The following is a 26,890-nucleotide window of genomic DNA, read 5'->3' on the forward strand; positions in this document are numbered from 1 at the left end:
GGCTGCGGCGAAGACCCCGGCACCAACAGCTGAGCCTGCGCAGCCGAAAGTCGCGGCAGCGCCGGTGAACCCGGGCTCGCCCGTGACCGGCAGCCTGAACATCAGCAACAGCAAGGATTTGCTGCGCCTCACCTTCCGCGAGGATTCGTGGGTGGAAATCCGTCGTGGCGACAAGTCGACCATGATTTCGCGCTTGCTCAAGGCCGGCACTACCGAATCGTTCGACATTAATGAACCGGTCACGCTGGTGGTCGGCAATGCGGCCGGGGTCGACGCCAGCCTGCGCGGTTCCAGGCTGGATCTGGAAACCGGCAGCAGCAGCAACGTGGCTCGTCTGAGCCTGAAATGAATTTGAAGAATTTGAAATAAAGCACGTATGTCATCTTCGCCTTTCCCGATCGCATCCGGCCCGTTGGGTCGCCGTCAAAGCCGTCGCGCCGTCATCCGGTACGGCGAACGCGAAGTGGCGGTCGGCGGCGGTGCGCCGGTCATGGTGCAATCCATGACCAATACGGATACCGCCGACGCCATCGGTACGGCGATCCAGATCAAGGATCTGGCGCGCGCCGGCTCGGAAGTCGTGCGCATCACCGTCAATTCGCCGGAAGCGGCTGCGGCGGTGCCGGCGATCCGTGAGCAACTCGATCGCATGGGCGTGGACGTGCCGCTTGTGGGCGACTTCCATTACAACGGCCATACGCTGCTCAATGATTATCCCGACTGCGCCAAGGCGTTGTCGAAGTACCGTATCAACCCCGGCAACGTCGGCAAGGGCGCCAAGCGCGACAGTCAATTCGCCCAGATGATCGAAGCGGCTTGCCGCTACGACAAGCCGGTGCGCATTGGCGTCAACTGGGGCAGCCTGGATCAGGCCCTGTTGGCGCGCATCATGGACGAAAACGCCGGACGCGCGGAACCATGGCCGGCGCAGGCCGTGATGTACGAAGCGCTGGTAACGTCGGCCATTGAGAACGCCCAGCGCGCAGAAGAATTGGGCCTGGCCGGCGACAAGATCATCCTGTCGTGCAAGGTATCGGGCGTACAGGATCTGATCGCCGTGTATCGCGAACTGGCGCGTCGTTGCGACTATCCGCTGCATCTCGGTCTGACCGAAGCCGGCATGGGCAGCAAGGGCATCGTCGCCTCGACGGCGGCCCTGTCGGTGCTGCTGCAGGAAGGCATCGGCGACACCATTCGCATTTCGCTGACGCCGGAGCCGGGCGGCGATCGTACCCGCGAAGTCATCGTCGGCCAGGAAATCCTGCAGACCATGGGCTTGCGCAAGTTCACGCCGATGGTAATAGCCTGTCCGGGCTGCGGCCGCACGACGTCAACCGTATTCCAGGATTTGGCGGACAAGATTCAGACTTACCTGCGCGAGCAGATGCCGCAATGGAAGGGCGTGTATCCCGGCGTCGAAAGCATGAACGTCGCCGTCATGGGCTGCATCGTCAACGGTCCGGGCGAATCCAAGCACGCGAACATCGGCATCAGCTTGCCGGGCACCGGCGAATCGCCTGCCGCACCGGTATTCATTGACGGTGAAAAGCGCATGACCTTGCGCGGCGAGCGCATCGCCGAAGAATTCCAAACCATTGTGCTGGATTACGTGCAAACGCATTACGGCAAGCAAACCGCGGTCTGAGCCGCGGCCGCAACTCCGCCCGGACAGGCCGCTACCGGCTGGCCTGTGACTGAACAAACCTGAAGATCATTAGCATGTCTGAAAACAAGAAAATCGAAAAAATCGTCGGCGTCAAAGGAATGAACGACATCCTGCCGGCCGACGCGCCGCTGTGGGAACTGTTCGAGAACACCGTGCATTCGGTGCTCAAGAGCTACGGCTTCCAGCAGATCCGTACGCCGATCGTCGAGCCGACCGCTTTGTTTTCGCGCGGCCTGGGCGAAGTCACCGACATCGTCGAGAAGGAAATGTATTCCTTCACCGATTCCATGAATGGCGACAACCTGACGCTGCGTCCGGAAAGCACCGCCAGCGTGGTGCGAGCGGCGCTCGAACATAATCTTACCTATGATGGCCCGAAGCGCCTCTGGTACGCGGGTCCGATGTTCCGTCACGAGCGTCCGCAGCGCGGCCGCTATCGCCAGTTCCATCAGGTTGGCGCGGAAGCGCTCGGTTTCACCGGCCCGGACATCGACGCCGAGCTGATCATGATGTGCCAGCGCCTGTGGGACGATCTCGGTCTGGAAGACATTCGCTTGGAACTGAATTCCATCGGCGACGCTGAAGAGCGCAGCAAGCATCGCGCCGACCTGATCGCCTATTTCGAGCAGCACAGGGAGTTGCTCGATGCCGATGCCCAGCGTCGCCTGCATTCGAATCCGCTGCGCATCCTCGACACCAAGAATCCGACCATGCAAGGCATGGTCAACGGCGCGCCCAAGCTGCTCGATTATCTCGGTGAAGAATCGCGCGCCCACTTCGAAGGCGTGCAAAAGATCCTGAACCACAACAACATCCCGTTCACCATCAATCCGCGCCTGGTGCGCGGCATGGACTATTACAATCGCACGGTATTCGAGTGGGTCACCGATCAGCTCGGTTCGCAAGGCACGGTGTGCGGCGGCGGACGTTACGATCCGCTGATCGAAATGTTCGGCGGCAAGCCGACGCCGGCCTGCGGTTTCGCGATGGGCGTGGAGCGCCTGCTGGAACTGATGAAGGCAAGCGGTGAGCAATATGCGCCGAACCAATGCGACGTCTACATGGTCCACCAAGGCGATGAAGCGCAACTGCAATCCTTTGTTCTGGCGGAAAGATTACGCGGTGCCGGGCTGGATGTTGTGCTACATTGCGCATCGGCGAGCGCGGGCGGCAGCTTCAAGTCGCAGATGAAGAAGGCCGACGCCAGCGGCGCGGCGTTTGCAGTCATCCTCGGCGAAGACGAAGTCAAGAACGCGACGGCGACCGTCAAGACCTTGCGAGCAGCCGAGGGCGAGAGCAATCAGGTCACGATTCCTTTCGACGGCGTCACCGACTATGTCGTGGAACAAATCGTCGGCGACCATGATCATGGTCACGATCATGACCACGTGCATTACCACCCTTAATTTCTGAACCACTTTTAGACTTATTTCATGGCATACGATCTCGAAGAACAAGAACAGCTTGCTTCCATCAAGGCTTGGTGGAGCAAGTACGGCAATCTTCTGACCTGGGTGTTGATCGTCGCGCTGGCTGCCTATGGCGCCTGGAGCGGCTGGAATTTGTATCAGCGCAAGCAGTCGCAGCAAGCCTCCCAGCTCTATGAAGAGCAGCAGAAGGCGGCGGAAGCCAAAGACAACGCCAAAGTGCTGCGCGCAGCGACCGACATGCAGGACAAGTTCAGCGGCACCGCTTACGCGCAGATGAGTGCGCTGGTCGCCGCCAAGACAGCTTTCAGCGCGAACGATACCGAGACCGCCAAGAAGCAATTGCAATGGGTCATCGACCATGGCCGCGACGCCGAGTACAAGGCGATTGCGTCGATTCGCCTGGCGGGCCTGTTGCTGGATGCCAAAGCCTATGATGACGCCCTCAAGTTGCTGGCCGGTGATTTCCCTGCGCAGTTTGCCGGCGCCGTTGCCGATCGCAAGGGCGATATTCTGGTGGCGCAGGACAAGCGCGATGAAGCGCGCACCGCTTACCAACTGGCGCTGGACAAGACCGATGAGCGCAATCCGGGCCGTCAACTGATCCAATTGAAGCTCGACGCCATCGGCGGCACGCCGGCAAAGGCTGCGGCCTGAGCATCGCCATAACAACACTCCAACATCGTGAAATCCGGTAAGAGGAAAAACCATATGCGTCGTGAGTCACAAGTTGTATCCAAGCGTACCGCTGCCCTGGCGATCAAACTGAGCGCGCTGGCTACCGTAGCCTTGTTGTCGGGATGTTCGTTGTTTTCGAGCAAGAAAGAAGTCAATCCGCCTGCAGCGCTGGTTGAATTCAAGCAAACACTGCGTACGCAAACCGTCTGGACTGCCTCCGTCGGCAAAGCCGGCGTCTTCCAGTTCAGCCCGGTCTTCGCGGGCGGCAGCGTGTTCGCGGCCGGTGCAGACGGCGCCGTGGTGCGCCTGAATGCATCCAACGGGCAGACTGTGTGGCGCGTCAACGCCGGTTCTTCATTGACGGCCGGTGTCGGCAGCGACGGCAACGTGGTTGCCGTGGTGGGCGAGAAGGGCGTCGTGCAAGCCTTCGACGGCAACGGCAAGTCGCTCTGGAAAGCCCAGGCGCCCAGCGAAGTCCTGTCCGCTCCGGTGGTAGGTTCGGGGTTGGTGCTGGTGCGCAGCATCGATAACCGCGTTACCGCATTTGACGCCGAAAACGGCACACGTCGCTGGACCGTACTGCGTCCTTTGCCGGCGCTGACCCTGCGCACTGCGCCGGGCATCGTACTCGATTCGCAAACGGCCTACGTCGCCTTGCCGGGCGGCCGCTTGTCGGCATTGGCGCTGAACAACGGCGGTCCGCGCTGGGAAGTTGCCGTCGGCGATCCGAAGGGCACCACCGAACTTGAACGTATTGCCGACGTATCCGGCGTGCCGGGCTTGGGCGTACGCGATGTCTGCGCCGTGGCTTATCAAGGTCGTATCGGCTGCTTCGATGTCGCCAACGGCAACGTGCGCTGGGCCAAGGATTTTTCCAGCGAATCCGGCTTGACGCTGGATGACCGTTTCGTGTTTTCGGCCGATGACAAGGGCGGCGTGACGGAATTCGCCCGCGACACCGGCACCGCGCTGTGGCGCAACGCCAAGCTGGCCTATCGCCGCCTGTCGCCGCCGATAGCAGTTGGCAAAGCGGTCGCAGTAGGCGATTATCAGGGTTATATCCATTTCCTGTCGCGCGATGACGGTGCGTTCGTCGCCCGCACAAGCACTGACGGTAGCCCGATTCAGGTGACGCCGATTGCCGCTGGGCAAGCCGTCGTTTTTCAAACTCAAGCAGGAACAGTCGTCGCCTTGGCGGCAGAATAAAATTTAATGAAGCCGGTTATTGCACTTGTTGGTCGTCCCAATGTCGGTAAGTCGACATTGTTTAATCGGCTCACCCGTTCACGTGATGCGCTGGTCGCAGACTTGCCTGGACTGACCCGGGATCGTCACTACGGCGAAGGCCGGGTCGGCGAGCGCCCCTTTTTGGTGATTGATACCGGCGGTTTCGAGCCGGTGGCCAAAGAAGGCATCATGTTTGAAATGGCCAAACAGACCAAGCAGGCGGTGGTCGAGGCCGATGTCGTGATATTCATTGTCGATGGTCGTCAGGGCCTCACGCCGCACGACAAAACCATTACCGATTTCCTGCGCAAATCGGGCCGTTCGGTCATGCTGGTGGTCAACAAGGCCGAAGGCATGAAGTACACGTCCGTGACCGCCGACTTCTATGAGCTGGGCCTGGGCGATCCGTATGTGATCTCCGCTGCGCATGGCGACGGCGTCGCCGATCTGGTGGATGAAGCACTGGATATCGCGCTGGCGCAGCGTCCCGATCTCGGCGAAGAACGCGTCATCGCTTTCGACATGCCGGGCACGACGCGCGACTCGATTGAAATTCCATTCGAGCGCGACGGCAAGCAATACACGCTGATCGATACTGCGGGTATCCGTCGTCGCGGCAAGGTGTTCGAAGCGATCGAGAAATTCTCGGTGGTGAAGACGCTGCAATCGATTTCGGAAACCAATGTGGTGCTGTTGCTGCTCGACGCGCAACAGGACATTTCGGAGCAGGATGCGCATATTGCCGGCTTCGTGCTGGAGTCCGGCCGTGCGCTGGTGGTGGGCGTCAACAAGTGGGACGGGCTGCAAAGCGATCGCCGCGACGAGATCAAGATGGATCTGGAGCGCAAGCTCAGTTTCCTGTCGTTTGCCAAGTTCCATTTCATCTCTGCGCTGAAGTCGACCGGTATCGGCCCGGTCATGAAATCAATCGACTCGGCCTATGCCGCAGCGATGTCCAATCTGACCACGCCGAAGCTCACGCGGGCGCTGATCGAAGCGGTCGAACATCAACAGCCGCGCCGCAAAGGCTCGATCCGACCCAAATTGCGCTACGCCCACCAGGGCGGCATGAATCCTCCGATCGTGGTGATTCACGGCAACGCCCTTGAAGGCGTGGATGACAGCTACAAACGTTATCTCGAGAAGCATTTTCGTGAAACTTTCTCGTTGGTTGGCACTCCACTCCGTATCGAGTTCCGCTCGAGCAAGAATCCTTTCGCACGCCCAGATAAATAATCCCGAATCTTGGCGGTCGGTAGGAAATCGTTTACATTCATAACGCATAGATTGGTAAAGCACTTGAAATTTTGTCAGGTGCCTCCAAATCCTAATCACAACAACACAGTGGAGCTGCCATGAGCAACAAAGGGCAATTGTTACAAGACCCATTTCTTAATGCCTTAAGAAAAGAACACGTCCCCGTCTCGATCTATCTGGTCAACGGGATCAAACTGCAAGGCCATGTTGAGTCGTTCGATCAATATGTCGTCCTGCTGCGCAATACCGTCACGCAAATGGTATACAAGCACGCCATTTCTACCGTCGTACCAGCCCGTGCCGTGAATCTGAGCCTCGATTCGGCAGAAGCGGAATAATGGTTTATCCAGCCGGCGCCACGCCGTGTGCATACTGATATGCGTGCCGCGCTAGTCGGCCTGGATTTCGGCAAAAGCGATTTTGCCGCGAGTCTGGATGAATTATTCCTGCTGGCCAAGTCCGCTGGCGCAGAGCCTGTTACCACCGTAACCGGCAAGCGCGCCAGTCCGGACGCCGCGCTGTTTGTCGGTTCCGGCAAGGCGCAGGAGATTGCGGATGCAGTAGCCGATCTGCAACTGGACATCGTTATCTTCAATCACGCCTTATCGCCTGCGCAACAGCGCAATCTCGAACGGGTACTGAAAACGCGGGTGCTTGATCGCACCAGCCTGATCCTCGATATTTTCGCCCAACGCGCCAAGAGCCATGAAGGCAAGGTGCAGGTTGAGCTCGCCCAGTTGCAGCATCTGGCGACGCGCCTGATCCGTGGCTGGACTCACCTGGAACGGCAAAAGGGTGGTATCGGCTTGCGCGGTCCCGGCGAAACCCAGCTCGAAACCGACCGTCGACTGCTCGGCGATCGCGTCAAAGCCCTGCGCGCCCAACTGGCCAAGCTGCATCGTCAGCATGCCACGCAACGACGCGCACGCGGCCGCAATGACACGTTCTCGGTGTCGCTGGTCGGTTACACCAACGCGGGCAAATCCACGGTGTTCAACGCCATGGCCAAGGCCGGCGTATATGCCGCCAACCAGCTGTTCGCGACGCTAGACACGACGTCGCGCCGGGTATATCTGGGCGAGGTCGGCCACGTTGTCATTTCAGACACGGTCGGGTTCATCCGCGAGTTGCCTCACCAACTGGTGGCGGCATTTCGCGCCACGCTCGAAGAGACCATCCACGCCGATCTGCTGCTGCATGTTGTCGATGCAGCAAGCCCGGTGCGGATGGAACAAATCGAGCAGGTGAATCTGGTTCTCAAGGAGATCGGCGCGGATCATATTCCCCAGATTCTGGTCTGGAACAAGATCGATGCCGCCGACCTGGAGCCGGCAATTGAGCATGATGAGTATGGTAGAATCCACCGGGTTTTTGTCAGTGCGAAAACTGGCGCCGGCCTGGATTTGTTGCGGCAGGCAATTGCCGACTCGCTCAGGTCGTCGATCGAGGTGCGCAGGGGCGCCCGATCGCAGACTTTCGATTCTCAAGATGCGCACAATGTGTACGATGTACACGATACGCAAGCGCATTAATCTGTTGGCTTGAACCGCCACAGCTGGTCGTCCGGGCGGTTCTCGAAGTTGGCGGGCATTCCCTCTTTTGATTTTTTCAATTACTAAGCCGGATCGCAACGCATGCTCGTTTCTCTATTCAAAAAACTCGGTATAAAGTTTTCGTTGAACGACCCTCAATGGGGGCGCGGTTCACAAGACGACAACAACCGTCAAAATCAGAACAACGGCAATAACGGCAAGAAGCCGGACGACGGTCCTCCCGACCTCGATCAGCTGTGGCGCGATTTCAACCAGCGCCTGAGCCGGCTATTCGGCAAACGCGGTGGCGGCGGTTCCGATAACGGTGACGGCGGCGGCTTTAATCGCGGCGACATCAAGGGCGCCGGCATCGGCGCCGGCGTGATTGCCGTCATCGTCGCCTTCCTGTGGCTGGCCAGCGGCTTCTTCATTGTTCAGGAAGGCCAGACCGCGGTCGTCATGACCTTCGGCAAATACAGTCACACCACGTTGCCCGGTTTTAACTGGCGCTGGCCTTATCCGCTGCAAAGCCACGAGATCGTGAACGTCTCGCAGGTGCGCACGGCGGAAATCGGCTATCGCAGCAACGCCAAGAACAAGCAATTGAAGGAAGCGCTGATGCTGACTGACGATGAAAACATCATCGACATCCAGTTCGCCGTGCAATACAAGCTCAAGAACGCCGCAGAATGGTTGTTCAACAATCGTGACCAGGACGAAACCGTGCGCCAGGTCGCCGAGACCGCAATCCGCGAAATCGTCGGCCGCAGCAAGATGGACTTCGTGTTGTACGAAGGCCGTGAAAAGGTGGCGCTCGACGTCGGCCAGTTGATGCAGCAAATCCTCGATCGCTACAAATCGGGCGTGCAGATCACCAACGTCACCATGCAAGGCGTGCAACCGCCCGAACAGGTACAGGCGGCATTTGACGATGCCGTCAAGGCAGGGCAGGATCGCGAGCGCCAGAAGAATGAAGGCCAGGCTTATGCCAACGATGTGATTCCGAAGGCCAGCGGCGCTGCTTCGCGTCTGCTGGAAGAAGCCGAAGCCTACCGTTCGCGCATCGTCGCCAACGCCGAAGGCGACGCCGCGCGCTTCAAGCAGGTGCTCGAGGAATACCAAAAAGCGCCGGCCGTGACGCGTGACCGCATGTATCTGGAAACCATGCAGCAGATCTTCTCCAACACGACCAAGGTCATGGTGGACGCCAAGAGCGGCAACAACCTGCTGTATCTGCCGCTGGACAAGCTGATCCAGCAATCCGACAACGCCGCTGCGGCAGCAAAGCCTGCGACTGCGCCTGCAGGATCATCCACGGCCTCGCCAACACTTCCAGGAACAGATCCAGTGTATTCAACTGATGTCCAACGTGATTCCCGCAACCGGGATGCGCGTGATTCCCGCGATCGGGAGGTACGCTAATGAGCCGCCTGATTACCAGCATCATCGCCGCCGTCATCGCCATCTGGCTGGTCTCGACCACCATCTTCGTCGTTGAACAGCGCCAGTCGGCCATCGTTTTCGCCCTCGGCGAAGTCAAGCAGGTGGTGACGGAGCCGGGCTTGCACTTCAAGCTGCCGCCGCCGTTCCAGAACGTCATCTACATCGACAAGCGCATCCAGACCCTGGATACGCCTGACGCCGATCGTTTCATCACGGCCGAAAAGAAAAACGTCCTGGTGGACTCCTTCGTCAAATGGCGCATTGTCGATCCGCGTCTGTATTTCATCAGCTTCGGCGGCGATGAGCGTCGTGCGCAAGATCGTCTGTCGCAAATCGTCAAGGCTGCGCTGAACGAAGAAATCACCAAGCGCACCGTGCGCGAAGTGATCTCCGGTGAACGCGGCAAGGTGATGGACGCGATCCAGCGCAAGGTTGCCACGGAAGCCAAGCAGATCGGCGCCGAGATCATCGATGTGCGTCTGCGCCGGGTCGACTATGTCGACCAGATCAACAATTCGGTGTACGACCGTATGAAGTCCGAACGCGCCCGCGTTGCCAACGAATTGCGTTCCACCGGCGCCGCCGAGTCGGAAAAGATCCGCGCCGACGCCGATCGTCAGCGTGTGGTGCTTCTGGCCGAAGCCTATCGCGATGCGGAAAAGATCCGCGGCGCGGGTGACGCCAAGGCTTCCCAGGTCTACGCCCAGGCATTTGGACAGAATCCCGAGTTCTTCAAGTTCTATCGCAGCCTCGAGGCTTATCGCGCCAGCTTCAAGAACCGTCACGACCTGATGGTGGTGGACCCCAACTCCGAGTTCTTCAAGTATTTCAAGGGCGTCGGAAGCGCGAGCGCCAAGAAATAAGCCACGACCCGATCGTGGTATACAATATCGGGTTGCGCGAACAGAAAATGGATGCCGCCGGCACGGGGCGTCCTCTGTTTTTGTTGACTTGAATTGTTGTCTGCTGTTTCTATCGCTGTTTCTAACGTTTCTTTTCGTTTCTTTCGAGTATTTGTTTCCCCAGCATTGATGTGATGTGCTTCAGGCATACGCTTCTTCGGACGCGTGTGCCTTGCCGCGTGTGGTGGGGTTTGCCCGGTTTCGCCCGAGTTTTTCCTGTGCATGCCGGGGTTTGTTTCAGATATATTTTTTGATTGAATTGTTTTATGCCGAACTGGCTTCTTCCTGAAAATATCGCCGACGTCCTGCCGTCCGAAGCGCGCAAGATTGAAGAGCTGCGTCGCCGCATGCTCGACAATTTCCGCCTGTACGGCTACGAAATGGTCATGCCGCCGTTGCTCGAATATCTTGAGTCGTTGCTAACCGGCGCTGGCCGGCATCGGCAAGGTGCGGCTGGACTTGTGCCACGTCGGCGTGCTGCGCGCCATCATCGCCAACGACGAGAAGGCGGCGAAGCAGGCAGCGCAACTGTTCGGCCTGCTGGAAGCCAAGGACATCCCCGGTCTGCACATACTGACCAACGATTATCTGCCGGCCACGCGTGACGCCTTGCTGGCGTTGCCGGGGCTGTACGGCGACATCGAAGTGATCGCACGTGCACGCAAGGCCTTGCCGGCGCTGCCGGGCATTGCCCAGGCGCTCGACGAACTGCAAGCGCTGGCGCAACTGGCCGGCGAAGCCAACGTCACCATCGACCTGGCCGACCTGCGCGGTTACCACTATCACAGCGGCGTGATGTTCGCGGCTTACGTGCCCGGCTTGCCCAACGCGGTGGTGCGCGGCGGCCGTTACGATCATGTCGGCGAAGCATTTGGACGCGCCCGCCCGGCCACCGGTTTTTCCATGGATTTGCGTGAACTGGCTCGCCTGATGCCGGGCGCGGAAAGAAAGCCTGCAATTCGGGCGCCATGGGGTACCGAGGCAGGTTTGCGTGAGAAAATAGCGGAATTGCGCCGCGCCGGGGAAATCGTGATTCAAAGTCTCCCGGGACACGAGAACGACCAGGACGAATTCGACTGCGACCGCGCAGTGGAACTCAGCAATGGAAATTGGATTATCAAAAATTTGGGTTAAGCCATGTTACAGAAAAGCAATGCAAAGAATGTCGTCGTCATCGGTACGCAGTGGGGCGATGAAGGTAAAGGTAAGATCGTCGATTGGCTGACCGATCACGCCCAGGGCGTGGTGCGTTTCCAGGGCGGCCACAACGCCGGCCATACGCTGGTCATCGGCGGCAAGAAGACTGCTCTGCAATTGATTCCGTCCGGCATCATGCGTGCCGGCGTGGCTTGCTATATCGGCAATGGCGTCGTCCTGTCCGTGCCTGATCTGCTGCGTGAAATCGACAAGCTGGAAGCTGCCGGCGTCGAAGTCGCGTCGCGCCTGAAAGTATCCGAAGCCTGTCCGCTGATCTTGCCTTACCACGTGGCGCTGGACGTGGCGCGTGAAGCTGCCCGCGGCGCCGCCAAGATCGGCACGACCGGCAAGGGCATCGGCCCTGCCTACGAAGACAAGGTTGCCCGTCGCGCCATCCGCGTGGCCGATCTGCTCAACGAAAAGCGCTTTGCCGAGAAGCTGCTGGAAAACCTGGACTACCATAACTTCGTCCTGACCCAATACCTGAAGACCCAGCCGGTCGATTTCCAAAAGACGCTGGACGATGCATTGGCCAATGTGCCGCGCCTGAAACCGATGGTCGCCGACGTTTCCAACGACCTGCATATCGCCAACCAGAACGGTTCCAACCTGCTGTTCGAAGGCGCGCAAGGCAGTCTGCTGGACGTTGACCACGGCACTTATCCGTTCGTTACCTCGAGCAACTGCGTGGCCGGCAACGCCGCCGCTGGGGCCCCCGCTGGCCGGCATCGGCAAGGTGCGGCTGGACTTGTGCCACGTCGGCGTGCTGCGCGCCATCATCGCCAACGACGAGAAGGCGGCGAAGCAGGCAGCGCAACTGTTCGGCCTGCTGGAAGCCAAGGACATCCCCGGTCTGCACATACTGACCAACGATTATCTGCCGGCCACGCGTGACGCCTTGCTGGCGTTGCCGGGGCTGTACGGCGACATCGAAGTGATCGCACGTGCACGCAAGGCCTTGCCGGCGCTGCCGGGCATTGCCCAGGCGCTCGACGAACTGCAAGCGCTGGCGCAACTGGCCGGCGAAGCCAACGTCACCATCGACCTGGCCGACCTGCGCGGTTACCACTATCACAGCGGCGTGATGTTCGCGGCTTACGTGCCCGGCTTGCCCAACGCGGTGGTGCGCGGCGGCCGTTACGATCATGTCGGCGAAGCATTTGGACGCGCCCGCCCGGCCACCGGTTTTTCCATGGATTTGCGTGAACTGGCTCGCCTGATGCCGGGCGCGGAAAGAAAGCCTGCAATTCGGGCGCCATGGGGTACCGAGGCAGGTTTGCGTGAGAAAATAGCGGAATTGCGCCGCGCCGGGGAAATCGTGATTCAAAGTCTCCCGGGACACGAGAACGACCAGGACGAATTCGACTGCGACCGCGCAGTGGAACTCAGCAATGGAAATTGGATTATCAAAAATTTGGGTTAAGCCATGTTACAGAAAAGCAATGCAAAGAATGTCGTCGTCATCGGTACGCAGTGGGGCGATGAAGGTAAAGGTAAGATCGTCGATTGGCTGACCGATCACGCCCAGGGCGTGGTGCGTTTCCAGGGCGGCCACAACGCCGGCCATACGCTGGTCATCGGCGGCAAGAAGACTGCTCTGCAATTGATTCCGTCCGGCATCATGCGTGCCGGCGTGGCTTGCTATATCGGCAATGGCGTCGTCCTGTCCGTGCCTGATCTGCTGCGTGAAATCGACAAGCTGGAAGCTGCCGGCGTCGAAGTCGCGTCGCGCCTGAAAGTATCCGAAGCCTGTCCGCTGATCTTGCCTTACCACGTGGCGCTGGACGTGGCGCGTGAAGCTGCCCGCGGCGCCGCCAAGATCGGCACGACCGGCAAGGGCATCGGCCCTGCCTACGAAGACAAGGTTGCCCGTCGCGCCATCCGCGTGGCCGATCTGCTCAACGAAAAGCGCTTTGCCGAGAAGCTGCTGGAAAACCTGGACTACCATAACTTCGTCCTGACCCAATACCTGAAGACCCAGCCGGTCGATTTCCAAAAGACGCTGGACGATGCATTGGCCAATGTGCCGCGCCTGAAACCGATGGTCGCCGACGTTTCCAACGACCTGCATATCGCCAACCAGAACGGTTCCAACCTGCTGTTCGAAGGCGCGCAAGGCAGTCTGCTGGACGTTGACCACGGCACTTATCCGTTCGTTACCTCGAGCAACTGCGTGGCCGGCAACGCCGCCGCAGGCGCCGGTGTCGGTCCCGACATGCTGCACTATGTCATGGGCATCACCAAGGCCTACACCACACGCGTCGGTTCGGGCCCGTTCCCGGCCGAATTGCCGACCGATGCAGGCGTCGGCAAGCATCTGGCTTCTGTCGGTCACGAATTCGGCACCGTCACCGGCCGTGCGCGCCGCTGCGGCTGGTTCGACGCTGCGCTGCTGAAGCGTTCGGTGCAGATCAACGGCGTGTCCGGCATGTGCCTGACCAAGCTGGACGTGCTGGACGGCCTCGAGTCGCTCAAGCTGTGCACCGGTTATACACTCAACGGCAAGACCGTCGACATCTTCCCGGTCGGCGCTGAAGAAGCCGCTGCCTGCGTGCCGATCTACGAAGAAATGCCGGGCTGGAAAGAGTCGACCGTCGGCGTACAATCGCTGGACGGCTTGCCGAAGAACGCGCGCGCTTACATCGAACGTATCCAGGAACTGGTCGGCGTGCCCATCGACATGATTTCTACCGGTCCGGATCGCGAAGAAACCATCGTCCTGCGTCATCCGTTCAAGTAATCCCGTAAAGCAATTTCGTACGACGAGTATCAATAATGAAAATATCCGACGACAAAGACCTGTGGGTCTCCTGGGATGACTACAACCGCAGCATCGAAAAGCTGGCCCTGAAGGTGTATGAATCGGGCTGGCAATTCGATCAGGTCCTGTGCCTGGCGCGCGGCGGCTTGCGGCCCGGCGATGTGTTCTCGCGCATCTTCGACGTGCCGCTGGCGATCCTGTCGACCAGCTCCTACCGTGAAGCCGCGGGCACCATCCGCAGCAGCCTGGACATCGCCAAATACATCACCATCACCAAGGGCAGCCTGTCGGGCCGCGTTTTGCTGGTGGACGATCTGGTCGATTCCGGCGTAACGCTGCAAAAGGTCCAGCAGCACCTCAAGGAGCACTATCCGGCCGTGACCGAGATCAAATCGGCCGTGCTGTGGTGGAAGGCCTGCTCGATCGTCGAGCCGGACTATCACCTCGACTACCTGCCGACCAATCCATGGATCCACCAGCCGTTCGAAGACTACGACGGCCTTGGTCCGCATCAGTTGGCGGCATGGGTCAAGAAGGGCGAGACGAAGTAATTCGCCGTTCTGCGAGACCAAAAAAAGAGCTTACGCATTCACGTAAGCTCTTTTTTTATGTCCGCAATCCCGCATCGCCGCTGCCTCAGGGAATCACTTTGCGGCGACGGAAGTCGTCAAAGATCGCCATGAACATCGCCTCGGTCTCGACATACGCATGAAAGCCGAAGCGCCGCGCCTTGGAGCCGTCGCCGAACATGTCGTAGTCCCAGGAGAACACGAAGTCGCTGAACTCCCACGACGACAATTCCGCCAGGTCGTGCTTGTCGACGATGCGCTGCCACACCTCGGCCTTGTCCGCCATCACCGTAGTCAGCGACAGGGGCAAGGGCGGCGCTACCTCGAGATCGAAATAGCGCGCAATCTTCGGCCACATTTCGCTCCAGCGGAACAGATCGCCGTTGCCGATGTTGAAGGCCTGGTTGCCGCAACGCGGATCGGTCGCCGCCCACACCGTGGCCTTGGCCAGCAGACCCGCATCGGTCATTTCAACCAACTTGTCATAGGCGCCCGGTTTGCCTGGAAAGCGCAGCGGCAGGCCCAGTTCTTTCGACACCGACGCATACACCGCGATTGCCAGCGCCAGGTTCATCGGATTGCCCAACGCAAAGCCGCCGACCACCGCCGGGCGGATGCCCGACCAGGTCCAGGCCTTGCCTTGCTGGCGCTGCTCGAGATAAGTCTGCTGGTCGAACATGAATTCCGGCGGCATGAAATGCGCATCGGTTTCACGCGCCGGCGTCTTGAACGGACCGAGATGGCCGCCGTAGACCTTGTAGCCCTGCATCAGGCTGACGTGTTGCAGATGATCGGCGACCGGCTCGACGCTTTCCAGCGTATTGACCAGCATCGTCAGATTAGGCGCCACCAATTCGGCCCAGGTCAGGCGATGCTGGTAGGCGGCGTAAAAGATGTGGGTGACTTGTTGGAGGCCGCCCAGTTTGGCGCGGGCGTCGTCGCGGTCGAGCAGGTCGGCGCGACAGGCCGACGATATTCCAGTCTTCAAGGCCGCGCAGATGATCGATCAGGTTGCGGCCGATGACGCCTTGGGCGCCGACTACCAATGCTACTTTTTGCGTGTTCATGGTGATGGTTTCCCGGACAGGTTAAGCTCAAAGTGGCCTTAGCAAGCTTTGTTGGCGGCCTTCAGCGAAACCGCCGGAGCGGTTTTGCGATCCAGCTTCCAACTGATCAGCGCGACCACCAATCCGCCTGCGGTAATCAGTGCGGCGACCAGCGACACTGCGTGCAAGCCGGGACCGTGATCGATGGTGACGCCGCCCAGCCATGCACCGAGGGCATTGCCAAGATTGAAGGCGGCGATATTGACCGACGAGGCCAGGTTGGGCGCGCCGGTGGCTTTTTCCAGTACGCGCATTTGCAGCGGCGGCACGGTGGCGAAGGCCGCGGCGCCCAGCAAGCCGACCAATTTGTAATGGCTGGTGAACGAGAACAGCACCAGTACGCCGGCCAGCAACACCAGGCTGATCACCAGCGTCGGCATCAGGTACTTGTCGGCGAACTTGCCGCCCAGCAGATTACCGCCCACCAGACCGACGCCGAACAGCAGCAGGATCGGCGATACGGCGCCCGGTTGGAAGCCGGTGATGTCGGTCAGGATTGGCGCGATGTAGGTGAACGCCGCAAACACGCCGCCGAAACCCAGCACTGTCATCAGCAGGCCCAGCAGCACTTGAGGACGGCCCAGCACGCGCAGTTCGCTGCGGAAGTCGGCATCCTGCCGGTCATCCGAGCGCGGCACCAGATAGGCGGTGGCCAGCAAGGCCACCACGCCGATGGCGCTAACTGCCCAGAAGGTCGAGCGCCAGCCGTACATCTGGCCGAGCCAGGTGCCGAACGGCACGCCCAACACGTTGGCCACGGTCAGGCCGGTGAACATCAGGGCGATCGCGGAAGCCTGCTTTTCCTTCGGCACCAGGCCGGTGGCGACCACCGAACCGACGCCGAAGAAGGCGCCATGCGAAAACGACGCGACGATGCGCGAAATCATCAGCGTGGTGTAATCCGGCGCGATTGCACAGCCGATGTTGCCGATGACGAACAGCACCATCAGGCTGACCAGCAAAGTCTTGCGCGGCAGCTTGCCGGTGGTGGCGGTGACCAGCGGCGCACCGACAAACACGCCCAGCGCGTAGCCGGTGACCAGCAAGCCGGCCGAAGACAGGGTCGTGCCCAGATTGGCGGCGACTTCGGGCAACAGGCCCATGATGACGAATTCGGTGGTTCCTATCGCAAATGCGCTGATGGCCAGCGCCCATAAAGCAATCGGCATGATGCAACTCCAGGTTGGTTTGACGTATCGCATTGTGACGGCTATCTTTGTTGAGAAAAATACCGTTAAAATCAAAAAATATTTGAATTGGAGTCAACAATGGCCATGCAGTCGGATGAAATGCGGATCTTTATCGCGGTGGTCGAGGCCGGCAGCCTGAGCGCCGCCGCCGAGGTGCTGGAGCAGACCACGTCGGGAGTCAGCCGGGCATTGACGCGGCTGGAGGAAAAACTCGGCACCAGCCTGCTGACGCGCACCACGCGGCGCATGGACCTGACCGAAGAAGGGCAGGTATTCCTGGAGCAGGCGCGCGAGATCGTTGCCGCCATGGAGCGCGCCGAAGAATCGATCCGCATCCGCAGCCAGAAGCCGGTCGGCAAGCTGCGTGTGGATGCCTCGGCGCCGTTCATGCTGCACTGTATCGTGCCGCACGTCGGCGCCTTCCGTGAGGCGGCCAATTTGTAATGGCTGGTGAACGAGAACAGCACCAGTACGCCGGCCAGCAACACCAGGCTGATCACCAGCGTCGGCATCAGGTACTTGTCGGCGAACTTGCCGCCCAGCAGATTACCGCCCACCAGACCGACGCCGAACAGCAGCAGGATCGGCGATACGGCGCCCGGTTGGAAGCCGGTGATGTCGGTCAGGATTGGCGCGATGTAGGTGAACGCCGCAAACACGCCGCCGAAACCCAGCACTGTCATCAGCAGGCCCAGCAGCACTTGAGGACGGCCCAGCACGCGCAGTTCGCTGCGGAAGTCGGCATCCTGCCGGTCATCCGAGCGCGGCACCAGATAGGCGGTGGCCAGCAAGGCCACCACGCCGATGGCGCTAACTGCCCAGAAGGTCGAGCGCCAGCCGTACATCTGGCCGAGCCAGGTGCCGAACGGCACGCCCAACACGTTGGCCACGGTCAGGCCGGTGAACATCAGGGCGATCGCGGAAGCCTGCTTTTCCTTCGGCACCAGGCCGGTGGCGACCACCGAACCGACGCCGAAGAAGGCGCCATGCGAAAACGACGCGACGATGCGCGAAATCATCAGCGTGGTGTAATCCGGCGCGATTGCACAGCCGATGTTGCCGATGACGAACAGCACCATCAGGCTGACCAGCAAAGTCTTGCGCGGCAGCTTGCCGGTGGTGGCGGTGACCAGCGGCGCACCGACAAACACGCCCAGCGCGTAGCCGGTGACCAGCAAGCCGGCCGAAGACAGGGTCGTGCCCAGATTGGCGGCGACTTCGGGCAACAGGCCCATGATGACGAATTCGGTGGTTCCTATCGCAAATGCGCTGATGGCCAGCGCCCATAAAGCAATCGGCATGATGCAACTCCAGGTTGGTTTGACGTATCGCATTGTGACGGCTATCTTTGTTGAGAAAAATACCGTTAAAATCAAAAAATATTTGAATTGGAGTCAACAATGGCCATGCAGTCGGATGAAATGCGGATCTTTATCGCGGTGGTCGAGGCCGGCAGCCTGAGCGCCGCCGCCGAGGTGCTGGAGCAGACCACGTCGGGAGTCAGCCGGGCATTGACGCGGCTGGAGGAAAAACTCGGCACCAGCCTGCTGACGCGCACCACGCGGCGCATGGACCTGACCGAAGAAGGGCAGGTATTCCTGGAGCAGGCGCGCGAGATCGTTGCCGCCATGGAGCGCGCCGAAGAATCGATCCGCATCCGCAGCCAGAAGCCGGTCGGCAAGCTGCGTGTGGATGCCTCGGCGCCGTTCATGCTGCACTGTATCGTGCCGCACGTCGGCGCCTTCCGTGAGGCATATCCCGATATTGAACTGGACCTGACCACCAACGATCGCTTCATCGACCTGGTCGAGCAGCGTACCGACATCGCCATCCGTATCGGCGAGCTGCAGGATTCCACGCTGCATGCCAAACCGCTGACCTCGGCGCGGCTGCAACTGCTGGCCAGCCCGGAATACCTGCGCCGTCACGGCACGCCGAAGACGGTCAAGGACCTCGACAAGCATCAACTGATCGGTTTCACGCAGCCGGAAGGGCTCAACAACTGGCCGCTGCAGCATGAAGACGGCGACCGCTATCCGATCCGTCCGGCGCTACGCGCCTCCAGCGGCGAGACCATCCGGCAACTGGCGCTGCACGGGCAAGGCATCGCTTGCCTGTCCAATTTCATGTTGGATGCCGATGTGAAGGAGGGACGTCTGGTTCGCTTGCTGGAAAAGTCGCACACGGCGTTCCGCCAGCAGATCCACGCTGTGTATTATCGGAATACCCGGATTTCGCGGCGGATCAGCTGCTTCCTCGATTTCTTGCAATGCAAGCTGTAATGCCTGTTTTGGAATAGAACCATTCGACGTGTCATTTGTCTTGATCGTGTCACGACGATTCGCCATCATGATGCGTTGCTGCAAAATTGCTTAACACTGATTAAAAATATAACGGAGCAAGCATGCCCCTGATTTCCCGGACTGCACGTTGGATCTCGCCATTGCAACTGGCATTGGCATTACTCTTGTCGCCGGCTATCGACGCCGGGGCCGCCGGCGTTGCCGGCTTTTCACCGCAAGGCGAGGTGGCCCAGATCCGCCAGGCGCGCGCTACCTTCTCCGAACCGATCATCAAGTTCGGCGATCCCAAGGCGGCGGCGCCGTTCGATGTCAATTGCGCCGTGGCCGGGACTTCACGCTGGGCCGACGGCAAGAACTGGGTCTATGATTTCGAGCGCGACCTGCCGCCCGGCACACGTTGCTCCTTTACGTTGAAGCCCGGCGTCAAGGCGGTATCCGGCGCTGCGCTGAGCGGCAAGAGCGTATTCCAGTTCAGCACCGGCGGCCCGGCGGTGGTGCGCCACATGCCGAGCGGCGAAGAAATCGAAGAAGAGCAGGCCTTCATCCTGTTCCAGAACGGCGCGGCCAATCAGGACACCGTGCGCGACCATCTGTACTGCGAAGCCGAAGGCGTGCATGAGCGCATCCCGGTCAAGTTCGTCGCCGACGCCACGCGCAAGCAGTTGCTGCAAGAGTTCGCCAAGAAAATCGATCCGGCCACCGTCACCATCGTGCAATGCCAGCAGCGCCTGCCCAATGACGCCACGGTGCGGCTGACCTGGGACAAGGGCATCGCCACGCCGAACGGCATCGCCACCACGATTCCGCAGACCTTCAAGTTCAAGGTGCGCAAGGAGTTCACCGCCAGCCTCAGCTGCGAACGTGAAAACGCCAACGCCGCGTGCTCGCCTATCCGTCCCGTGACCATGTCGTTCTCCTCGCCGGTGCCGCGCAAGCTGGCCGAGGCGGTGGAGCTCAAAAGCAGCAACGGCAAGCTCAAGCCTTTCTTTGAAAAAGGCAATGTCGACGACACCGTCTACGGACTGACCTTCAAGCCGCCGTTCGCCGAGAACGGTGAATTCACCATCAATCTGCCGTCCGGCTTCAAGGACGAAAGCGGCCGTGCGCTCGGCAATGCCTCCGCATTTCCGCTGAAGTCGCGCACCGCCGGCTATCCGCCGCTGGCGAAATTTCCGGCGGCGCCGTTCGGCATCATCGAACTGAACGCCGACGCCACCTTGCCGGTGACCCTGCGACGCGTCGAAGCCAATTGCCCGGCAAGGTCGCCAATCTCAAGGTCGACGGCGACAAGGGCGTGATCGCATGGCTGACGCGCCTCAATCGCTACCACGAGCGCTGGGGCGATACCTCCGGCAAGACGCCCGATACGCGCGCCATCGGTTTGCTGGCGAAAGAGCCGGGAGTGAAGACGCTGAACCTGCCGGCCTTGTCCGACGCCAAGGACGGCGAGCGGCCGTTTGAAGTGGTCGGCATCCCGCTGAAGGATCCCGGCTTTTACGTCGTCGAACTGGAGTCGCAGAAACTCGGCGCCTCGTTGCTCGGCAAGCCGGCGCCGATGTATGTGCGCACCAGCACGCTGGTGACCAATCTGTCGGTGCACGTCAAGCTGGGCCGAGAAAACAATGCGGTCTGGGTGACCAGGCTGGATACCGCCAAACCGGTGGCTGACGCCGACGTCCGCATTTCCAATTGCAAGGGCGACGAAATCTGGCGCGGCAAGACCAATGCCATCGGCGTGGCGACCATCGCCAAACCGCTCGAAGATGTCTGCGCCATGGGGCAGAATCAAGACGGCGCCATCAACGGCCTGTTCGTCAGCGCCCGCAAGACCGACGAGCAGGGACGCGCCGACATGGCGTTCGCGCTGACCTCGTGGAATGACGGCATCGAGTCGTGGCGCTTCAATTTGCTGACGGATCGATCCGCGAGCTCCAGCGCGCGCGCCCACACGATCTTCGACCGTACCTTGTTCCGCGCCGGTGAAACGGTGTCGATGAAACATGAGTTCCGCCTTGAAAGCATGAACGGTTTTGCGCTGGCCGGCAAAGACAAGTTGCCGACGCGTGTGCGCATTATTCACCAGGGCAGCGGGCAGGAATTCCAGTTCGCGCTGAACTGGCGCAATCAGAAGAACGCGGAGACAGTCTTCTCAATTCCCAAGGAAGCCAAGCTCGGCAGCTATGAAGTGCTGCTCGATCGCGGCGCTGCGAAAGCAGGTAGCGAGACCAATGGCGATGGCGACGGCGACGGCGAAGAGGGTGGTTACGCGCCCGGCACCTATAGCAGCGGCAGCTTCCGCGTGGAAGAATTCCGTCTGCCGCTGATGCAGGGACGCATCACGCCGGTGACGGGGAAAGGCAAGGGAGACGCTCTGGTGGCGCCGAAAGAAGTGCCGCTCGACGTACAGCTCAATTACATCAACGGCGGCGGCGCCTCCGGCCAAACCGTGCGCGTCACCAGCCTGATGCGTGCCAAGCCGGTCAGCTTCCCCGCGTATGAAGGCTATTCCTTCGATGCGGGCAACTCCGGCGGGGAAGACGGCGCCGGCAACGACGACCAGAAAATTGTCGCCGACAAGTTGCCCGTGACGCTCGACAAGAATGGCGCCGGCCGCACCACGGTCAAGTCGCTGCCTGTCTTGAAGACGCCGCGCGAGTTGCTGACCGAGATGACCTATAACGATCCGAACGGCGAGATCCAGACCGTTTCCAATGTCACGACGCTATGGCCATCGGCAGTCGTCATCGGCATCAAGGGCGGCGACTGGGTTTCGGTGAAAAAGAAGCTGGCGCTGACCATGGTCGCGCTCAATGCCGCCGGTCAGCCGCAAGCGGACGTGCCGGTGGAAATCAGCGGCGAAAGCAAGCAGACCAATTCGCACCGCAAGCGTATGGTCGGCGGTTTCTATGCTTACGAAAACACGCGTTCGTCGCAAAACCTCGGCACGCTGTGTTCGGGCAAGACCGACAAGCATGGCGTGCTGATCTGCGAAGTGTCGTTGACGGAAGCCGGCAATGTCGAACTGACCGCCAGCGGCAAGGACGCCAACGGCAACGCCTCCTTCGCCAAAACCTCGGTATGGGTGACGCGCCAGGGCGAGTTGTGGTTCGACGGTGAAAACCAGGACCGCATCGACATCCTTCCCGAGAAGAAAACCTACCAGCCCGGCGAGACCGCCAGGTTCCAGGTGCGCATGCCGTTCCGCTACGCGACAGCATTGGTCGCGGTGGAACGCGAAGGCATTATCGACACCCAGGTGGTGCAATTGAATGGCCAGGACCCGACCATCAGTCTGCCGGTCAAGGGCGGCTTTGCGCCAAACGTGTATGTGTCGGTGCTGGCCGTGCGCGGCCGCATGCGCGAAGTGCCGTGGTATTCCTTCTTCACCTGGGGCTGGAAAGAACCGATCAACTGGTGGCATGAATTCAAGGAATACCAGGCGCCCGGCACCATGGTCGACCTGGCCAAGCCGGCGTACAAATTCGGAATCGCCGAAATCGCCGTCGGCAGCGGCGCGCACGTGCTGAAAGTTGCCGTCGCCGCCGACAAGGCCAGCTATCCGATCCGCTCTGTCGCCAAGGTCAATGTGCAGGTTACGCAACCCGACGGCAAGCCGGCCGCCGGCGCCGAAATCGCGCTCGCTGCGGTGGACGAGGCCTTGCTCGAACTGCAGCCGAACAACAGCTGGAATCTGCTCTCCGCGATGCTGCAACGGCGCAGCTACGAGAGCGGCGCCGGCTTGTTCGGCACCGGCACGGCCAGCATCCGCTCGTCGCAGGATGTGCAAGTGATCTCCGGCTTGCCGCCGCTGGTGCGCGAAGGCGATCAGTTCAGCGCCATGGTCACGGTGCGCAACACCACGACGCGGGCGATGCAGATTCGCCTGAATGCGAAGGCGAGCGGAGGTACTCCGGCATCCATGATTGCCTTGCAGGACAAGGATGTCGCCATTCCCGCCGGTGAAGCGCGCGAAGTCGCTTGGCCGGTCATGGTGCCTGCAGATGTGTCGCAACTGAGCTGGGAAATCGGTGCGCAGGAGCAATCGGCGTCACCGGCCAAAGACAGCATCCGGTTCGTGCAGCGCGTCCTGCCGGCGATACCGGTGACGGTGCAGCAGGCCACGCTGTTCCAGCTCGACAAGGCATCGTCGATGAGCGTGGCGCAGCCAGCCGACAGCCTGCCGGGACGCGGCGGTCTGAACATTTCGCTCAAGCCGTCTCTGGCCGGCGGCAGCGAAGGCATTCGCAAATACTTCGCCGATTATCCGTTTGCCTGCCTTGAACAACGGACGTCGAAGGCGATCGGTCTGCGCGATGACGCCCTGTGGCAAAAGATCGTTACGGACTTGCCGACTTATCTCGATGCCGACGGCCTGGCGTATTACTTCCCGCCGAGCGAATCCAACGCGCGGCGCGGCAGCGATACGTTGACCGCGTATCTGCTGGCGGCATCGAACGAAGCGGCGTATGCGTTGCCGCTGCAGAGCCGCGACAAGATGCTGGACGGTCTTGCCGCCTTCGTCGAGGGCAAGCTCACACGCGATTTCTGGTCGCCGAAAAAAGACCTCGACGTGCGCAAGCTGGCTGCACTGGAAGCGCTGTCTCGCTATCATCGCGTGCAGCCGTCCATGCTCGGTTCGGTGCAGATCAACCCGAACCTGTGGCCGACCTCGGCGGTGCTGGATTGGATTGCGATCCTGCAGCGCGTGACGACGATTCCCGAGCGCGACAAGCGCCTGGCCGAAGCTGACCAGATCATTCGTTCGCGCCTGAATTACCAAGGCACGCGCATGGGATTCTCGGATGAGGCGGGCGACTATTGGTGGTGGCTGATGGCCAGCGGCGACAGCAATGCCAACCGGCTGGTGCTGACCATGCTGAACAATCCGGCCTGGCGCGAAGACATGCCCAAGCTGATCAGCGGCGCCATCCAGCGCCAGCAGCGCGGCCATTGGAACACCACCACCGCCAACGTCTGGGGCAGCCTGGCGCTGGAGAAATTCAGCCGCGCCTTCGAGGCCGAAAAAGTCACCGGCACGACGCGTGTGGTGTCGGATGCCGGCAACAATGCGCACGCATGGAGCGGTGCGGGCGTTTCCGGAGGCAAGTTGCAACTGCCGTGGGGCACGCCGGCGCCGGGCACGCTGAAGTTCTCGCAAGAGGGCAGCGGTAAGCCGTGGATCACGATGCAGAGCCTGGCAGCGGTGCCGTTGAAGTCGCCGTTCTCGAGCGGCTATCGCATCACCAAAACGATAGTCGCGGTCGAGCAGAAGCAGCAGGGCATCTACAGCCGCGGCGACGTTTTGCGCGTGACGCTGGATATCGACGCGCAGACCGACATGACCTGGGTGGTGCTGAGCGATCCGATTCCGGGCGGCGCGAGTTTGCTGGGTTCGGGACTGGCGCGCGATTCGGCGATCACGCGCAGCGGTGAGGACGACGGCCGTCGAGGCGATGTATGCGCCGGAAATGTTCGGTGAAATCCCGAACGCCAGGATGAGCATCAAGGCGCAATGATGAACTTCAATCTGCGACGGCATATGGTGGCTGTGTCGGCGGCGCTCCTGCTGGGAGTGCCGGGCATTGCGCTGGCCGTTCCCGGCTTTGCCGAAGTGCAGCAGTCGGTCCGTTCGTCGGATGCCTCCATGTTCGATCGCCATGGCGAACTGATCCAGCAGTTGCGGCTCAATCCCAACGAGCGTCGGCTGTCGTGGATTGCGTTGGAAGACATTTCACCGGCATTGCGCAATGCGCTGATCGCTTCGGAAGACCGGCGCTTCTATCAGCACAGCGGCGTTGACTGGAACGCCGTCGCGGCCTCGGCCTGGGGAAATCTGTGGAACACCAAAACGCGCGGCGCATCGACCATCACGATGCAACTGGCGGGTTTGATCTACGACGATTTGCGGCGCAAGTCGTCGGCGCGTTCGATGACGCAAAAAGTGTCGCAAGTGTTCATCGCGCAATCGTTGGAACGCAACTGGCGCAAGGACCAGATCCTTGAGGCTTATCTCAATCTGGTCAGCTTTCGCGGCGAGTTGGTCGGCGTGCATGCCTTGTCGCGCGTGCTGTTCGGCAAACATCCGAGCGGCCTGAACCAGAGTGAAGCGGCGATTGCGGTGGCGCTGATCCGTGCGCCCAACGCCAAGCCGGCGAAAGTGTCGGAACGCGCCTGCGCGATCCTGAAGGAGCAACAGGCGCCGCAGGAATGCAACGGCCTGCAGGGGCGTACCGAACTGGTGCTGGCGCGCGCGACGGCAAAAGGCGAGCTAAGCGGCGCTGGGACTGCACCGCAGCTGGCGCCGCATCTGGGACGCAAGCTGCTCAAGGATGCCGGCAAGCCGGTGTATTCGACGATTGACGCGGCAACCCAGCGCTTCGCCAGCGATGCCTTGCGGCGGCAATTGTCGGCGCTGGTCGAGCGCAATATCGAGGACGGCGCGGTGGTCGTGATCGACAACGCCAGCGGCGACGTGCTGGCCTGGGTCGGCTCCAGCGGCTCCCTGTCCGGCGCGGCGCAGGTCGATGGCGTGCAAGCGTTGCGCCAGGCCGGTTCGACGCTGAAGCCTTTTCTGTATGAACTGGCGATCGAGAAGAAATGGCTGACGGCGGCCTCGCTGCTGGATGACTCGCCGGTCAATCTGGCCACGTCCGCCGGGCTGTATATTCCGCAGAATTACGACAAGCAGTTCAAGGGCCTGGTCAGCATGCGCACGGCACTCGGTTCGTCGCTGAACATTCCTGCCGTGCGTACACTGGTGACGGTGACGCCGGAGCGCTTCTTCCGGCGCCTGCAATCACTCGGTTTCAACCTGCGCGAGTCCGGCGATTATTACGGCTACAGCCTGGCGCTCGGCAGCGCCGACGTCAGCCTGCTTTCGCTGACCAATGCCTATCGGGCATTGGCGAACCAGGGGCGTTACAGCAGCGTACGCACCACCACCAGCGATCCGCGCGCGGCCTATCAGCAGGCGATGGATGGCAGCGCATCTTTCATCGTCGGCGATATCTTGTCGGACCGTAGCGCACGGGCGCGCACATTCGGCTTGGAGAGCGCCTTGTCGACGCGCATCTGGACCGCAGTCAAGACCGGCACGTCGAAGGACATGCGCGACAACTGGTGCGTCGGCTTCTCGTCGCGCTATACGGTCGGGGTGTGGGTCGGCAATGCGTCCGGCGCACCGATGTGGGATGTCTCGGGCGTCACCGGTGCGGCGCCGGTATGGCAGGAGGTGATGCAATACCTGCACCGGCAATCCGGTTCGCAGGAACCGGCCAGGCCGGCGTCGGTAATCGCGCAGCCGGTGCAATTCGAAAACCGGCTTGAGGCGGCGCGCACCGAATACTTCCTGCCCGGCACGCAGCAATCCTTGCTGCGCGTGGCGAAGTCCAACGACATTGCGCCGGCAATCAGTTATCCGACGCCTGGCATGCTGGTGGCGATCGACCCCGATATCCCGCCGGCGCACCAGCGTTTGCGTTTCAGTGCGCAGGGTGTGAAGCAGGGGAGCTGGGTGCTCGACGGCAAGTCGTTGGTACGGACGGCCGGAAAGAAGACGGGCGACCTTGGTTACGACTGGATGCCGTGGCCGGGCAAGCACCGCCACGTGGGCCTAAAACGTTGTCACATAAT

Annotated in this window: 17 protein-coding genes and 5 pseudogenes; 19 read left to right on the forward strand and 3 right to left on the reverse strand. The window is 60.9% G+C overall.

What is annotated here, in order from left to right; genetic code table 11:
- The 15 genes and pseudogenes from HLUSI_RS0116235 to HLUSI_RS0116305 all read left to right on the forward strand — a co-directional run.
- The coding region (locus HLUSI_RS0116235; RefSeq protein ID WP_016834976.1) for a DUF4115 domain-containing protein at window positions 1-349 on the forward strand (349 nt) is incomplete at its 5' end.
- Window positions 350-376: 27 nt separating this feature from the next.
- Window positions 377-1,645, forward strand: coding sequence for a flavodoxin-dependent (E)-4-hydroxy-3-methylbut-2-enyl-diphosphate synthase (gene ispG, locus HLUSI_RS0116240; RefSeq protein WP_016834977.1), 1,269 nt, complete (start codon window positions 377-379; stop codon window positions 1,643-1,645).
- A gap of 74 nt (window positions 1,646-1,719) precedes the next feature.
- Window positions 1,720-3,072 carry a histidine--tRNA ligase gene (hisS, locus tag HLUSI_RS0116245; RefSeq protein WP_016834978.1) on the forward strand — a complete coding sequence of 451 codons (1,353 nt, stop codon included), beginning with the start codon at window positions 1,720-1,722 and terminating at the stop codon, window positions 3,070-3,072.
- 27 nt (window positions 3,073-3,099) lie between these two features.
- Window positions 3,100-3,750 carry a YfgM family protein gene (locus tag HLUSI_RS0116250; RefSeq protein ID WP_016834979.1) on the forward strand — a complete coding sequence of 217 codons (651 nt, stop codon included), beginning with the start codon at window positions 3,100-3,102 and terminating at the stop codon, window positions 3,748-3,750.
- 54 nt (window positions 3,751-3,804) lie between these two features.
- The gene (gene bamB / locus HLUSI_RS0116255; protein WP_016834980.1) at window positions 3,805-4,977 is read left to right on the forward strand and encodes an outer membrane protein assembly factor BamB; all 1,173 of its coding nucleotides are present in this window, start codon (window positions 3,805-3,807) and stop codon (window positions 4,975-4,977) included.
- A 6-nt stretch (window positions 4,978-4,983) separates the two neighbouring features.
- Entirely contained in the window at window positions 4,984-6,234 is a 1,251-nt protein-coding gene (locus HLUSI_RS0116260) for a ribosome biogenesis GTPase Der (RefSeq protein WP_029363611.1), read from the forward strand.
- Between the two features lie 119 nt (window positions 6,235-6,353).
- Complete coding sequence (hfq, locus tag HLUSI_RS31750) at window positions 6,354-6,593, forward strand: RNA chaperone Hfq (RefSeq protein WP_034297704.1); 240 nt, start codon at window positions 6,354-6,356, stop codon at window positions 6,591-6,593.
- A 39-nt stretch (window positions 6,594-6,632) separates the two neighbouring features.
- Window positions 6,633-7,787 carry a GTPase HflX gene (gene hflX, locus HLUSI_RS0116270; RefSeq protein WP_016834983.1) on the forward strand — a complete coding sequence of 385 codons (1,155 nt, stop codon included), beginning with the start codon at window positions 6,633-6,635 and terminating at the stop codon, window positions 7,785-7,787.
- Between the two features lie 102 nt (window positions 7,788-7,889).
- On the forward strand, window positions 7,890-9,209 hold the full coding sequence (hflK, locus tag HLUSI_RS0116275; protein ID WP_029363612.1) for an FtsH protease activity modulator HflK: 1,320 nt from the start codon (window positions 7,890-7,892) through the stop codon (window positions 9,207-9,209).
- On the forward strand, window positions 9,209-10,093 hold the full coding sequence (gene hflC, locus HLUSI_RS0116280; RefSeq protein WP_016834985.1) for a protease modulator HflC: 885 nt from the start codon (window positions 9,209-9,211) through the stop codon (window positions 10,091-10,093). Before hflK ends, hflC begins: the two co-directional genes overlap by 1 nt.
- Window positions 10,094-10,398: 305 nt before the next feature.
- Window positions 10,399-11,266 (forward strand): annotated as a pseudogene (locus tag HLUSI_RS29040) (ATP phosphoribosyltransferase regulatory subunit).
- Between the two features lie 3 nt (window positions 11,267-11,269).
- Window positions 11,270-12,052 (forward strand): annotated as a pseudogene (locus HLUSI_RS29045) (adenylosuccinate synthetase); the annotation flags it as partial.
- Window positions 12,048-12,752 (forward strand): annotated as a pseudogene (locus HLUSI_RS29050) (ATP phosphoribosyltransferase regulatory subunit); the annotation flags it as partial. The pseudogenes HLUSI_RS29045 and HLUSI_RS29050, both read left to right, overlap by 5 nt.
- A gap of 3 nt (window positions 12,753-12,755) precedes the next feature.
- Window positions 12,756-14,069 carry an adenylosuccinate synthase gene (locus HLUSI_RS0116300; RefSeq protein ID WP_016834989.1) on the forward strand — a complete coding sequence of 438 codons (1,314 nt, stop codon included), beginning with the start codon at window positions 12,756-12,758 and terminating at the stop codon, window positions 14,067-14,069.
- Window positions 14,070-14,104: 35 nt separating this feature from the next.
- Window positions 14,105-14,641 carry a phosphoribosyltransferase gene (locus HLUSI_RS0116305; RefSeq protein WP_016834990.1) on the forward strand — a complete coding sequence of 179 codons (537 nt, stop codon included), beginning with the start codon at window positions 14,105-14,107 and terminating at the stop codon, window positions 14,639-14,641.
- Window positions 14,642-14,726: 85 nt separating this feature from the next.
- Here HLUSI_RS0116305 and HLUSI_RS29055 read toward each other — a convergent pair whose 3' ends face one another.
- Together HLUSI_RS29055 and HLUSI_RS0116315 are read right to left on the reverse strand one after the other, a co-directional pair.
- Window positions 14,727-15,647: an SDR family oxidoreductase gene (locus tag HLUSI_RS29055; protein ID WP_238534014.1), complete on the reverse strand. Its 921-nt coding sequence runs from the start codon at window positions 15,645-15,647 to the stop codon at window positions 14,727-14,729.
- 117 nt (window positions 15,648-15,764) lie between these two features.
- Complete coding sequence (locus HLUSI_RS0116315) at window positions 15,765-16,934, reverse strand: MFS transporter (protein ID WP_016834991.1); 1,170 nt, start codon at window positions 16,932-16,934, stop codon at window positions 15,765-15,767.
- A gap of 120 nt (window positions 16,935-17,054) precedes the next feature.
- Here HLUSI_RS0116315 and HLUSI_RS31760 point away from each other — a divergent pair, with 120 nt between their 5' ends.
- Window positions 17,055-17,399 carry a LysR family transcriptional regulator gene (locus HLUSI_RS31760; protein ID WP_238534015.1) on the forward strand — a complete coding sequence of 115 codons (345 nt, stop codon included), beginning with the start codon at window positions 17,055-17,057 and terminating at the stop codon, window positions 17,397-17,399.
- On the opposite strand, the pseudogene HLUSI_RS29060 reads toward HLUSI_RS31760, so the two are convergent.
- Window positions 17,384-18,256, reverse strand: a pseudogene (locus HLUSI_RS29060) (MFS transporter); the annotation flags it as partial. The gene HLUSI_RS31760 and the pseudogene HLUSI_RS29060 sit on opposite strands and share 16 nt — an antisense overlap.
- A 99-nt stretch (window positions 18,257-18,355) precedes the next feature.
- Here HLUSI_RS29060 and HLUSI_RS0116325 point away from each other — a divergent pair.
- From HLUSI_RS0116325 to pbpC, 3 genes and pseudogenes are all read left to right on the forward strand, one after another.
- Complete coding sequence (locus HLUSI_RS0116325) at window positions 18,356-19,237, forward strand: LysR family transcriptional regulator (RefSeq protein ID WP_016834993.1); 882 nt, start codon at window positions 18,356-18,358, stop codon at window positions 19,235-19,237.
- A gap of 122 nt (window positions 19,238-19,359) precedes the next feature.
- A pseudogene (locus tag HLUSI_RS29065) lies at window positions 19,360-24,774 on the forward strand (Ig-like domain-containing alpha-2-macroglobulin family protein).
- Window positions 24,774-26,890 (forward strand): penicillin-binding protein 1C (pbpC, locus tag HLUSI_RS0116335; protein ID WP_050977727.1); only part of this gene is annotated, 2,117 nt, incomplete at its 3' end. The pseudogene HLUSI_RS29065 and the gene pbpC, both read left to right, overlap by 1 nt.

The sequence above is a fragment of the Herbaspirillum lusitanum P6-12 genome (assembly GCF_000256565.1).
GTDB lineage: Bacteria > Pseudomonadota > Gammaproteobacteria > Burkholderiales > Burkholderiaceae_D > Herbaspirillum > Herbaspirillum lusitanum.